Source organism: Psychrobacter raelei (assembly GCF_022631235.3).
GTDB classification, from domain to species: Bacteria; Pseudomonadota; Gammaproteobacteria; order Pseudomonadales; family Moraxellaceae; genus Psychrobacter; species Psychrobacter raelei.
On the sequence record NZ_CP093310.2, the window covers coordinates 991,664 to 1,004,615 of the forward strand.

A 12,952-nucleotide genomic window follows, 5' to 3' on the forward strand; every position below is an offset into this window, starting at 1 on the left:
TGACACGTGATGATGCTATGACGCTGAAATAGATTGTGATGACAAATAAAAAAACAGGCTATATTTAAAGCTATTACACTAGAGTATTAATTTAATAAATAATAAAACAGGGTGAGTGACGATTTATGAATAATTTTGAAAATGTTCCGCATAATGATCAAACGGACGACACAACAGTAGACTATAACCAGTATCCCGATGCCAGTGGTCACTTTGGTATCCATGGCGGCCGCTTCGTGTCAGAGACTCTAATGGCGGCATTAGAGGAGCTTGAGACCTTATATTATCAAGTCAAACAAGACCCTGCATTTTGGCAGGAGTACCACAATGACTTGGTCAATTATGTGGGTCGTCCAACGCCGCTTTATCATGCCAAGCGTTTGAGTGATGAGATTGGCGGCGCGCAGATTTATTTTAAGCGTGAAGATTTAAACCACACCGGCGCGCACAAAGTAAACAACACCATCGGTCAGGCGCTACTGGCTAAGATGAGCGGCAAAAAACGTATTATTGCCGAGACCGGTGCGGGTCAACATGGCGTGGCAACAGCGACGATTGCAGCACGGTTAGGACTTGAGTGTATTATTTATATGGGCGCAGATGACGTCGAGCGTCAAAAAATGAACGTGTATCGTATGCGTCTGCTTGGGGCTAAAGTGGTGGCGGTTGAGTCTGGTTCACGGACGCTAAAAGATGCGATGAACGAGGCAATGCGTGATTGGGTCACCAATGTAGATACCACCTATTATATTATTGGTACGGTCGCAGGGCCGCATCCATATCCGTTATTGGTGCGTGATTTTCAGGCCATCATCGGCAAAGAGGCGCGTCTACAGCATCTAGAGAAAACCGGCAAACTGCCTGATGCACTTGTCGCCTGTGTGGGCGGCGGATCCAATGCCATTGGTCTGTTCTATGAGTTCTTAAATGATACCGATGTCAAAATGTATGGCGTAGAGGCGACAGGTGATGGTATCGAAACTGGCCGTCACTCAGCGCCGCTAGCGGCAGGCCGCGTCGGGGTGTTACATGGCAATCGCACTTATCTGATGGCCGATGATGATGGTCAGATCCTAGAGACGCATTCAATCTCAGCAGGTCTTGATTATCCGGGCGTGGGCCCTGAGCACAGCTTCTTAAAAGATGTGAAGCGGGTAGAGTATGTGGGCTGTACTGATAAAGAGGCGCTACATGGTTTTCATGAAGTGACCCGAAAAGAAGGTATTATTCCGGCGCTTGAGTCCTCGCACGCGGTCGCTTATGCCTTACAGCTTGCCAAAACCATGAGTCCTGAGCAGAGCATCATCGTCAATATGTCAGGCCGTGGTGATAAGGATTTGCACTCGGTAATGAAGGCTGAAGGCATTGAGCTTTAAGACAATTATTTAATACAGCGGGCGTGTTATAGGCCCGCAGCAGTTATCACCTTATATGTTAAGAGACCATCATGACTCGAATTGAAAGCACCTTTGAGACCTTAAAAGCGCAAAACAAAAAAGCCCTAATCCCTTATGTTATGGCCGGTGACCCTTCCCCAAATAGCTTCGTAGACCTACTGCATGGTTTAGTAAAACATGGGGCCGATATGATTGAAGTGGGATTGCCATTTTCAGACCCAATGGCGGATGGCCCGACTGTGGCATTGGCTGGTGAGCGCGCCTTAGCAGGCGGTACCAGTACCCATCAGGCGCTGGCTATGGTCAAAAAATTCCGTGAACAAGACAGCAGCACGCCCATTATCTTAATGGGTTATCTCAATCCGATTGAGATTATCGGTTATGAGGCCTTTATTGCCTTGTGTCACGAATCAGGGGTCGATGGGGTGTTGGTCGTGGATCTACCGCCTGCTGAATCAGGTAATTTTGTTGAGCGCTTGGCGGCCCATGATATAAATAAGATTTTCTTATTATCACCGACCACCTTGCCTGAGCGCCGTAAGCAAGTAATGACCCACTGCGGCGGCTATATTTATTATGTATCGCTTAAAGGGGTGACCGGCTCAGCAAGCTTAGATACCCAAGCGGTCGGTGAGCAGGTGCAGGCCATCAAGCAAGAAACCAATTTACCCATCTGTGTCGGCTTTGGTATCCGCGATGGGCAGTCTGCTGCGGCCATTGGTCAGTATGCAGATGGGGTGATTGTGGGCAGTGAGCTGGTGAAGAACTTTAGCGGACTGAGCCACACTTCACGTGCTGAGGATATCGCCACTGCTCAAGCCAACATAATGACCAAAATGGATGAACTGCGTCAAGCGTTAGACGCCCTAAGTGCTTAATGATAACCGCGAAACCTCTTTGAGCGCCAAACCGCTAAGCGTTTGGCGTTATTTACGCCATTTGAAAACCTGATATTTGTTGAGATTTTGTTGACGTTATACTTGATTGTATCAAGGTTAACGGTATACTGCTTGAGGGTAAAACCCTCTTTCTTTTTTTTAAACCTTTTTATAACTACATCAGATTTATCTATGACAAAAAATAATAATGACCTATCTAACAGCTCGTCTAACCCTCCCTCTAATAGACCTGTGGCCGGCAAGGAAGCTGAGTTAGAAATTCAACGTGAAATCCATGCCGCTCAATCGGGTCAAAGTGAGTCTTGGCTGTCGCGACCTATACCTACCGTTAAGCGCAATAGTCTGCCGCAATTGACCGCAGTAGAGACTGAGCCCTCCACTGAGTGCCCACAGTGTCACTCGATGATTACCAATACAGCACTTATTTTTAATGCTTATGTGTGTCCTCACTGTGACCATCATTTGGCCATGACTGCCCGTGAGCGTTTGACTGGCTTTTTGGATCATATAGAGGCCGAATTGGGTCAAGAGTTTAGTGCCAGTGACCCTTTGAAGTTTGTGGACAGTAAGCCCTATCCACAGCGCATGGAACAAATGCAAACAAAAACTGGGGAAACCGAAGCGCTCATCGTGTTACAAGGTAAGCTGCGTGATATGGATGTGGTGGCTTGTGCCTTTGATTTTCGCTTTATGGGCGGCTCGATGGGCTCTGTAGTGGGCGATAGATTCGTACAAGCGGCTGAAGTGGCGTTGACCAATAAAGCCCCACTGATTTGTTTTGCCGCCTCTGGCGGGGCACGCATGCAAGAAGGCGTACTGTCTTTAATGCAAATGGCGCGTACTTCTGCGGCCATTGAGCGCTTACGCTTAGCCGGTATTCCTTATATCGTGGTACTGACCAACCCAGTTTATGGCGGCGTAACGGCCTCCTTAGCCATGTTAGGTGACATTCATATCGCTGAGCCTAAGGCTATGATTGGTTTTGCTGGTAAGCGAGTGATTGAGCAAACCGTACGTGAGACGCTAGAGGAGCCATTCCAGCGTGCAGAGTACTTGCTTGAGCATGGGGTCATTGATCAGGTGGTACATCGCCATCAGATGAATGACACTGTATATCGCCTATTAGCTAAGCTGACCCACGTGTAAGCTTAGTCAAGTTAGATAGCTTATATGGATGTGTGATATAAGTTATTTAGCACCTAGGATTGTATTCTTATAAGCAGCCCTTAAACGCTAAGGGTTGCTTATCTATTTTTGAGCGAAGAGATATTGTGAGCATACCCTCTATGACCCCACAAATTAACGATGTTAATGCACCCACGTTGACCAGTCCTTTGTCAGATTGGATTTATTATATGCAGCAAATCCATGTGTCCGCCATCGATATGGGTTTGTCTCGAGTGCTGCCTGTCGCTGAGCGATTGGGCTTGGTAAAGTCTGCCAAAGAAGATGCCTATGTTTTTATGGTTGCAGGTACCAATGGTAAGGGCTCAACAACTGCGGTTATTAGCGCAGTGTGTCAGCAGGCCGGCTACAAAACCGCGCTTTATCAATCGCCGCATTTAATTGATTTTAATGAGCGGGTGCGTATTGATGGCAAGCCAGTTGGTGACCAAGTACTTATCGATGCGTTTTATCAAGTTGAGCAGGCGCGGCTGGCTTGTGATTTGACCTTGTCATTTTTTGAGATGACCACGCTTGCAGCCATGCTCATTTTTGCCGAGGCCCATTGTGATGTTTGGGTATTAGAGGTGGGACTAGGTGGCCGCTTAGATGTGGTGAATATTATTGATGCTGATTTGGCTGTGATTACCAATATTGGTATTGACCATGTGGACTGGCTGGGGGATACGCGCGAGAAGATTGGCTTTGAAAAAGCAGGTATCTTGCGTGAGGGCGTACCGCTCATCTACGGTGAGACAGACATGCCGCACTCGGTGCGCAGTCAAGTTGAGGCCTTAAATTGTCCTTGTTTTCAGGTGGGCAAAGACTATGACTTTATCCTGCCAGGCTCAGGCCGGTTGGGCTTATCACAGTCAGACTTAGAGGCGCACTGGCAGTTTAGTGGTGCTGCTGTGACCATGCAATTGCCTATACCCAAGCTGTCATTGGTAAATGCTACCAATGCCGTGGCGGCACTTTTAGCCTCTCCATTAAAAATTGAGGCGGCAGATATTGAGGCGGCATTAGCAAAAGTTACCTTAGCTGGCCGCTTCGATGCTCGCGACTTGCTGGGTCGTCATTGGTTATTTGATGTGGCTCATAATGAGCGTGGTATGAGCTTTTTGCTCAGTCAGTTTGTGCCTTTGTGGCAGCAACATGAAGCCCGTTATCCTACGGCTAAGTTGCATTTGGTGTTCTCTATGCTGGCTGATAAAGACATCAGCCATGTGGTTGAATTACTGGTTAACTCAAACCTACCGATTCACACTTGGCATGTGGCTGAGATTGACCATCCGCGGGCTGCACATGTTTCTGAGCTTATTGACGTGCTCAAGCAGCATCAGCAAAGCGCCATTATTACCTATGAGCGTTTGTCCGTTATTGGTGAAGCAGTTGCCGCAACCACTTATCCTGAAGATCTTATTTTGGTTTGTGGCTCTTTTCACACCATAGGAGAGGTGCTACAGCCCTTGGTATAATATCGATAAGTTATGAGTCACTCACAAAAGCGCAGCGCGTCATATAGGCACTGCGCTTTTTTTATCTCCTTAATATCTTAACTATTTATCCTTATTAAATTTCGAAATTAATTTAGAAACAGTTTATAAAATAACTAATATGTGTTGATATAATGTAGTAGTATTGAATTGTTGTGTAAAATAAGTAGGGCTTAAGAGTCGAGGCTTATTACGCGACAGTTTTATCCTAAGCATGCCCGCTTGCATCGCTTTATCTTCCAACCAATAAGTTAATACACTATGATGTTCAGTCCGCATAAATACAAAAAAAAATTGTTGGTCGCCTTGTTATTAGTCACCGGATCAAGCTGGTCAGCTCATGCCAATACGGTCATCACGGATGTTCAAATTAACTCATTAATTGCTCAAGCTATTGAGACCCACCCTTTGGTAGGATCAGCTCGAGCTGAGCAGCAGGCGACCCTCGAAGGTATTAATGCCGCCAAGCTTAACCTGCTACCCACACCCAGCTTCTCAACGGGTTACAATACCGATGATGATTTGGTCTCTGAAGTGGGTATTCGCCAGCCACTATGGACCGGGGGGCGCTTAACTGCCAACGTTAACCAAGCAATTTTTGATGACAAAGCGGCAGTTGAAAATATTTATGAGCAGCAAAACCAAGTGGCCAAAACCACCATTGAGGCTTGGCAAACTTACATTAATGCAGTAGCCCAGCAGCGTGTCTATCTCCAAAATATCACCCAATTACGTAATTTTGAGGCGATGATGCAGCGCCGAGTCAATCAAGGGGTCTCAGCGCGTATTGAACTTGACTTAGTCACCAACCGTATTTTGCAAGAAACCAATGCCTATGAAGCCGCGCAGGAACAGCAGCGTATTGCAGAGGCGCGCCTACAGCAGATTACAGGTCATCCGCTGCCACCTGGCAGTGAGCACAGCATTCCACCGCTTAACACCTTGGTTGAGCAGGCCAAAGCGGCCTCGGCAGGCTTTGAAAAAATGGCATTTAATGATGCCAGCTTCTACAACCCATCCGTGGTAAAAGAAATCTTCCAGATTGAGTCGGCCAAACAAGAGGTCAAGGCACAAAACGCCTCAAAATACCCGACCGTGTATGCCGAATATAAGCACACTTATGATTATGATAACAAAGAGGATGATGGACAGTTTTATGTGGGCTTAAACTATCAGCCTGGAGCCGGGTTTTCAAACTTTGCCTTAACGCGCGCCTCTGAAGCACGTGTAAATAGCTTGGTACAAAATAAAGAAGCCGCGCAGCGTAATGTGATGGAAAATATCCAAGTACAGTATCAGCAGTTTGCCAGTGCACGGAGCCGTGAGTTGTCTTTGGTATCGGCAGTAGCGGGTGCCCAAATTGTACTTGATTCCTACCAGCGCCAGTTTATCGCCGGTCGAAAATCCTGGCTTGAGGTCCTAAATGCTGTGCGTGAACTCAGTGATTATCAGATTCGCTTAGTCCAGACCCGATCAGATATTCTGGGTGCATTTTATAAGCTACAAGTGGATTTTAGCTTGATGCCTTGGCAGACTTTTGCCAAAAATCGTCAACCGGTAAAAATGTTTAAAGTCAGCGATCCGGTTAAAGACTGGATGAACACTCAAAACATCACTACCCCACAGTCCCAAAAATTCGGCTACGGTCAACCGACAGTGGTTAATGCCGGCCAGCCCGATGAGTATATTCAAATTACCTTGCCGGCTGATGCTCAGCATCAACTCAATCAAGGTGGCTATATTGTACTCAATGACAGTCGTTTATTGGATGAGCCTACGTTCACTGATAAAACCGTGCAAAATGACCCAAGTCCGCCGGATTCAATGAGGGTAGATACCGACTCTAATGCCAACTCCGGCAATTAACAGCAATGTCTGCTCGCATTTTTTAAGATAATAATTTTTTTATAAGTGGTCATTATGAGTACTAATCAAAATCCAGAAAACAATCTAGGCCCCAAAAGCTCGGGAGCGTCACCGGACCATACAGATGGCTTGGGTGAGTTGGTCAGTAGTGACCAGCAGTTAACCACTGCCCAGTCTTTGGCCGATGCACTCAAACATATTTTAAGCCAGCAAGGCTATCCGGTAGACAATATCCGTTTGCAAGATGTTATTAGAAAGCATGATACCTCTCGGGCGATAGAGCAGGGCAGAGGCATCAATACCTTAGGCGGTATTGTCGAGGTGCTCAGAGGTCTAGGTATTGAAGAGTCTCCAGAGATTTTACAGCAGCCAGATGCAGCATTTTTACCGCTTCTGGCGTATCACATCAGATATGGCTGGGGAGTTATTGACGGTAAGAGCCCACAAGGGTCTTGGAATCTACGCCAAGAGGCTTTTACCCATCCGGCAAGCTTAGATGAAGTCAAACTGGTTTTACGCCTGCGTCTAAAAGAAAATCATATCAAAAAGCGCAACGCCAACTTTAGTGATTTACTAAAAAAGGATTTGTTTCGTTACAAAGGCGTCGTGATAGAGGCCGTTATCGCCTCCTTCTTAATTAACTTCTTAGCGCTAGCGGTGTCTTTATTCTCAATGCAAGTGTATGACCGAGTCATTCCGACCCGAAGTCAATATACGCTGATTATCTTAGCCAGTGGTGTGGCACTGATTATTATCTTTGAATCCTTCATGAAATTTGCACGCTCTAAAATCATGGATAAGGTGGTGGTAGGGCTCGATCAGTATTTATCACGTGAAGTGTTTCAGCGTCTGCTCCGAGTGCGTATCGACCAAATGCCAGGCTCAGTAGGCTCTATGGCGGCACAGTTAAGGGGCTATGAGCAGGTACGTAGCTTTTTTACGGCCAGTACTCTATTTGGTCTGGTTGATTTACCTATGACCATATTATTCATCACGTTGATTGCTTATATTGGCTCACCTTTGGTGGCATTGGTGCCTATTATTGCCGCTATTATTGCCGTTACTATGGGATTAACAGCACGCAAACGTATTGATGCCATTGCCGCTGAAGGTGCTTCTGCCTCCTACTACAAAACCGGTCTATTGGTTGAAACGGTAGAAGGGGTTGAGACCATTAAAGCAGGGGCGGGTAGCTGGAAGTTTTTATCGCGGTGGCTTGATGTGATGAACATCACCATCAAAAACGATTTAAACATGAAACACGCCAATGATAATTTAAGTTATTTTGCGCAGATGCTGCAGCAGTTTAGTTATGTGGGTATTGTGATTGTCGGCTCTTTTGTGGTGATGAGCGGTGATATGACAATGGGTGGCCTAATTGCCTGTTCTATCTTGGGCGGGCGTGTATTGGCACCGGTTATGGCCATTCCAAACTTATTGGTACAGTACTCGCATGCCAAGGCTGCAAAAAGCATGATTGAGTCTATCTTTGCGCTAGAGCAAGATAACCATGGGGTAAATTATCCGTTGTCTCCTACCAAAATCCGTGGCCATTATCAGTGTGATGACTTGGTATTTAATTACACCGGTAATGATCGTCCTGCTGTGAGTGTCAAAAGGCTGGTCATTCAGCCTGGGGAGCGTATCGCTATTTTAGGCCCCATTGGTTCAGGCAAATCTACTTTATTAAAACTGCTCTCAGGTCTATACGCACCCACCTCAGGACGTATCTTGTTAGATGGATTAGATATTCAGCAAATTAGCCGTGAATCGCTGAGCGAGCAGGTAGGCTACTTACAACAAGATCATCGCTTGTTCCAAGGCACACTGCGTGAAAACTTACTTATCGGTATGCCTGCACCCAATGATGATGTGCTCCATGATGCGCTGCAAAAGACAGGACTGATTAATCTGGTATCGAACCACTCAAGCGGCTTGGATTTGCCGATTAGTGAAGGCGGCCGAGGTCTGTCCGGTGGTCAAAAGCAGCTGGTGGCCTTCACGCGTTTGCTACTTACTAAGCCATCAGTGTTATTAATTGATGAGCCGACCGCTTCTATGGATAACCGTCAAGAACAGCGCTGCTTGCAGGTACTGCGCCATGAGCTGCAGCAAGGTCAGACTTTGGTGGTATCGACTCATAAAACAGCGCTACTTGACTTGGTAGATCGCATTATCATTATGGACAACCATCAGATTGTGATGGATGGGCCAAAAGAGGCCGTGCTTAAACAGTTGATGCAAAATGAGCAAGCCAAACGCCAAGGCAGTAATGAGCAAATTACTCAGCAGCAAGCGCCAAGAGCCGCCATACAGGCTACGGCAAAAGGCCCTAATTCGCCCCAGCCAGGAACGCCGCCGAACGCCCCTCAGTCTCAAGGTCCTGCAGGTCAGCCGCAACATCCAAAGCCAGCGGTTGATGATATAAATGCCGCCAATAGCGGACAAGCGCCAAGCCGTCCTGCCAATCAGCAGATTGTTATTAAACCGGCCTCTGAGATAAAAGCTACGCAGACGCCAAGTGCAGATGTTAACGCCACTACCAATCAATCACAGTCAACATCACAGGTCAACCAAGCTGGCGCTGAAGACCAAAGAGCGGCATCAACAGCTGTTAAAAGTAGTATTATCATTAACCCAAAATCTGAAGAGAAGTAGGCATGTCTGATTATCAATATACCCCCACTAAGCCCAAAGTTGGCGGTGCTCGCCTTAGTATCTGGATTGCCTTGATTGGTATCACGGTGTTATTGGTATGGGCTTATTTTGCAAAAATTGACCAAGTTACCCGTGCAAAGGCCACAGTAATAGCCAGTGCCCGTACTCAGGAGGTTCAAGCTTCAGATGGTGGCGTGTTAACTCAGATTTTGGTATCAGAAGGCGATGATGTCAAAAAAGGTCAGCTGCTTGTGGTATTAGAAGAGGAGCGTGCACAAGCCGCCTTTGACAGCTCGGCCTCTAAATCTGCAGCTTTAGAGGCTCAGTTAGCCCGTTTAAATGCTGAAATTTTTGATCGGCCTTTGAGATTTCCAGACAATGTACGCAAATACCCAGAATATGTAGAGAACCAGACTCAACTTTATAATCGTCGCAGACAGGCCATCAATGAAGAGGTTTCTTCCTTAGAGGATATGCTAGTGCTGGCACAAAAAGAGCTGGATATGAATGAGCCGTTATTGGCTTATGGAGACGTCAGTCAGGCAGATGTTATTAAGCTGCGTCGTCAAGTTGCTGATATTAAGGCACAAATTAATAACAAGCGTAACAAATACTTCGAAGATGCTCAGGCCGAAATGACCAAAGCTCAAGAAGATTTAGATGCAGAGCTAGAGCAGTTACGAGATCGCAGTCAAGTGCTACAAGAGAAGCGCCTGCTATCGCCTCAAGATGGTAAGGTGAATAATATTAACATCACCACCATCGGTGGTGTGGTTAAGCCAGGTGAGGTGATTATGGAGCTGCTCCCTACCAGTAGCGACTTGATTGTAGAGGCAAAGGTTAGCCCAGCAGATATCGCTTATGTTCAAGAAGGGCAGGTAGCTTCAGTAAAACTTGATGCCTATGACTTCTCAATCTTCGGGGCCATGCGTGGTACGGTTACCTATATTAGCCCAGATACCTTGCTAGAAAAAACCCCAAAAGGTGATGAGCCTTATTACCGAGTGCTGATTAAGATTGGTAAAGCTGAGTTTGCTGGCCGCGGCGATGAGATTGTCATCAAGCCCGGTATGACCGCCAGTGTGGATATAAAGGCCATGGAGCGCAGTGTATTGTCATACTTAACCAAACCCATTACCAAAACCTTATCTGAGGGGTTAGGTGAGCGCTAACCACCGCTTAGAGTTTCTGATTGTACTTGCTCATCTATGGTATCGTATCTGCGATGCAGGCAGGTGAGTGAGTAGCATAAGAGGCATGGACAAAGTTATTATCTGGCGGCTCATCTTCTTTGTTGTGGCAAAGCTTTTGAAATCATTTTATTTTTTTTGCAAAAAAAGTTTGACACGCTGTCTTAAATGTATATAATACACATCCACAGAGCGAGGGTGATTAGCTCAGTTGGTAGAGCGTCTGCCTTACACGCAGAATGTCGGCGGTTCGAATCCGTCATCACCCACCACTATATTAGTTAGTGTTTAAACTTACTAATCGACCTAAGCAGCGGTAGTTCAGTTGGTTAGAATACCGGCCTGTCACGCCGGGGGTCGCGGGTTCGAGTCCCGTCCGCTGCGCCATATTTTAAAACTTAATAAGCTTTATTTAGCTTAACAGTTTCAACCTCAAGTATTTATACTTGAGGTTTTTTTGTGTCTAAAAAAAGGACATGCTAAACCTCACGTTTTGCTAGTTAATGGTCGCAGTGTAAATTAAGGGCACTGCACCGCACAATCTACTAGACCGCATATAGTCGCCTAACAACATCTCTTATAAAATCAACAACAAAAAATAATGGTATCGCGGCTATGCATTCTCTATTCTATAAAACATATATAACATGCCAACCCCAATCTAATAACCCAATCTAATAACAAAATCCAAAAAATAAACCATAGGTGATGTATGCAGCATTTTTACCCTTTATATTTAGCCAATAAAGCCCACGAAGGCAGCGATGATGCGCTTGAAGTGATTAATAAATACAGTCAAGAGCCTGTCGCTGAGGTGGCCCGTGCCGATGAAGCACTATTAGAGGAGGCCATTGCTGCAGGGATTAAAGCAGTTCCTGAGATGCAAGCTTTAAAGCCTTATCAAAAGCAGCGTATTTTGCTGGACTGTGTGGCCAAGTTTACTCATAGATTTGATGAATTTACTGAAGCGCTAATTGCCGAAGGCGGTAAGCCAGAAGCAGCGGCCAAAGCAGAAGTTAAGCGCTTAATTGCGACCTTTCAGTTCGCTGCAGATGCGGTCACCACTATGCCAGAAGGTGAGGTCATTCCCTTAGATGTGACCGAGGCCAGTGCTGGCTATCGCGGCTTTACCAAAAGAGTGCCTATCGGACTGTGTGGCTTTATTTCCCCCTTTAATTTTCCGTTAAACTTAGTGGCACATAAGATAGCGCCTGCCATTGCGGCCGGCTGTCCGTTTATCTTAAAGCCGGCCAGCTATACCCCCATTGGTGCTTTATTGATCGCTGAGGTATTGGCGCAAACTGAGCTGCCTGAAGGGGCGTTTTCTATTATGCCCATGTCATCGAAGATAGCGGACAAATTAGTCACTGATGAGCGTATTAAGCTGCTCTCTTTTACCGGCTCTGATAAAGTGGGCTGGGATATGAAGGCGCGCGCCGGTAAGAAAAAAGTCGTGCTCGAGCTCGGCGGTAACGCGGCTGTGATGGTAGAGCCTGACGCAGATCTTGATAAGGCACTGCCACGGATTATCACTGGAGGCTATAGCCAGGCCGGTCAGGTCTGTATTAGTGTACAGCGGGTACTCATTCACCAAGATATTTATGCCTCTGTAAAAGACAAATTAGTTGAGCTTGCCAAACAAGTCAAATCAGGTGACCCCAGTGAGGCTGATGTGGTGGTAGGCCCTATGATTGATAAAGGAGAGCTTGAGCGTATTCAACAGTGGGTGAAAGAAGCGGTTGATGCTGGCGCGACCATCTTGTGCGGTGGTGAAACCAAGGGCTTGGTGATGGAGGCGACCATTCTTGAGAATGTCAGCCACGAGGCCAAGCTTTATAAAGATGAAGCCTTTGGTCCGGTGATGATTTTAGAGTCCTATGAGGACTTTGAAAAAGGGATGGCGCTGGCCAATGATACCCGTTTTGGCCTACAAGTGGGTGTGTACAGTAGCAATATCAATAAAGCCTTGCAGGCTTGGGATACCCTAGAGGCGGGCGGCGTGATTATCAATGATGTGCCCACTTTCCGAGTCGATAATATGCCTTATGGCGGGGTAAAAGACTCAGGCTTTGGTCGAGAAGGGGTGAAATATGCCTTAGAGGACATGACTGAGCTTAGATTGATGGTTGTTAAAGACTAAATCTATAGGCTTTAATGCTGATGCTTAAATGCGGTCAACACAAACAACAGCCCCATCAATAGATGGGGCTGTTGTTTATTAGGTTTGGCACTATTTAGTGCTGCGGAGCTTGGCGATAAATGAGATGTGATATCTTGTTTAG

Annotated in this window: 8 protein-coding genes and 2 tRNA genes; all 10 read left to right on the forward strand. The window is 46.3% G+C overall.

What is annotated here, in order from left to right:
- The first annotated feature begins 125 nt into the window (after positions 1-125).
- The 10 genes from trpB to MN210_RS04340 all read left to right on the forward strand — a co-directional run bounded on the left by trpB (position 126) and on the right by MN210_RS04340 (position 12,810).
- Positions 126-1,376: a tryptophan synthase subunit beta gene (trpB, locus tag MN210_RS04295; protein WP_110816307.1), complete on the forward strand. Its 1,251-nt coding sequence runs from the start codon at positions 126-128 to the stop codon at positions 1,374-1,376.
- Positions 1,377-1,447: 71 nt separating this feature from the next.
- On the forward strand, positions 1,448-2,275 hold the full coding sequence (gene trpA / locus MN210_RS04300) for a tryptophan synthase subunit alpha (RefSeq protein ID WP_338412617.1): 828 nt from the start codon (positions 1,448-1,450) through the stop codon (positions 2,273-2,275).
- 192 nt (positions 2,276-2,467) lie between these two features.
- Positions 2,468-3,442 carry an acetyl-CoA carboxylase, carboxyltransferase subunit beta gene (gene accD / locus MN210_RS04305; protein WP_338412618.1) on the forward strand — a complete coding sequence of 325 codons (975 nt, stop codon included), beginning with the start codon at positions 2,468-2,470 and terminating at the stop codon, positions 3,440-3,442.
- A gap of 140 nt (positions 3,443-3,582) precedes the next feature.
- Entirely contained in the window at positions 3,583-4,938 is a 1,356-nt protein-coding gene (locus tag MN210_RS04310) for a bifunctional folylpolyglutamate synthase/dihydrofolate synthase (protein ID WP_241879689.1), read from the forward strand.
- Between the two features lie 279 nt (positions 4,939-5,217).
- Positions 5,218-6,822 carry a TolC family protein gene (locus MN210_RS04315; RefSeq protein ID WP_011960034.1) on the forward strand — a complete coding sequence of 535 codons (1,605 nt, stop codon included), beginning with the start codon at positions 5,218-5,220 and terminating at the stop codon, positions 6,820-6,822.
- 54 nt (positions 6,823-6,876) lie between these two features.
- Positions 6,877-9,480, forward strand: a complete 2,604-nt coding sequence (locus MN210_RS04320; RefSeq protein ID WP_338412619.1) for a type I secretion system permease/ATPase — start codon at positions 6,877-6,879, stop codon at positions 9,478-9,480.
- 2 nt (positions 9,481-9,482) lie between these two features.
- Positions 9,483-10,652, forward strand: coding sequence for a beta-barrel domain-containing protein (locus MN210_RS04325; RefSeq protein WP_011960036.1), 1,170 nt, complete (start codon positions 9,483-9,485; stop codon positions 10,650-10,652).
- A 214-nt stretch (positions 10,653-10,866) separates the two neighbouring features.
- Positions 10,867-10,942: transfer RNA gene (locus MN210_RS04330), tRNA-Val, on the forward strand.
- A gap of 38 nt (positions 10,943-10,980) precedes the next feature.
- Positions 10,981-11,057, forward strand: a tRNA-Asp gene (locus MN210_RS04335).
- Between the two features lie 325 nt (positions 11,058-11,382).
- Complete coding sequence (locus MN210_RS04340; RefSeq protein WP_338412620.1) at positions 11,383-12,810, forward strand: aldehyde dehydrogenase family protein; 1,428 nt, start codon at positions 11,383-11,385, stop codon at positions 12,808-12,810.
- The last annotated feature ends 142 nt before the right edge of the window (positions 12,811-12,952 follow it).

What these genes read in the sequence shown, in the direction of transcription:
- accD (WP_338412618.1), top strand. Translation starts at nt 2,468, where the DNA reads ATGACAAAAAATAATAATGACCTATCTAACAGCTCGTCTAACCCTCCC.
- trpB (WP_110816307.1), top strand. Translation starts at nt 126, where the DNA reads ATGAATAATTTTGAAAATGTTCCGCATAATGATCAAACGGACGACACA.
- MN210_RS04315 (WP_011960034.1), top strand. Translation starts at nt 5,218, where the DNA reads ATGATGTTCAGTCCGCATAAATACAAAAAAAAATTGTTGGTCGCCTTG.
- MN210_RS04310 (WP_241879689.1), top strand. Translation starts at nt 3,583, where the DNA reads ATGACCCCACAAATTAACGATGTTAATGCACCCACGTTGACCAGTCCT.
- MN210_RS04325 (WP_011960036.1), top strand. Translation starts at nt 9,483, where the DNA reads ATGTCTGATTATCAATATACCCCCACTAAGCCCAAAGTTGGCGGTGCT.
- trpA (WP_338412617.1), top strand. Translation starts at nt 1,448, where the DNA reads ATGACTCGAATTGAAAGCACCTTTGAGACCTTAAAAGCGCAAAACAAA.
- MN210_RS04320 (WP_338412619.1), top strand. Translation starts at nt 6,877, where the DNA reads ATGAGTACTAATCAAAATCCAGAAAACAATCTAGGCCCCAAAAGCTCG.
- MN210_RS04340 (WP_338412620.1), top strand. Translation starts at nt 11,383, where the DNA reads ATGCAGCATTTTTACCCTTTATATTTAGCCAATAAAGCCCACGAAGGC.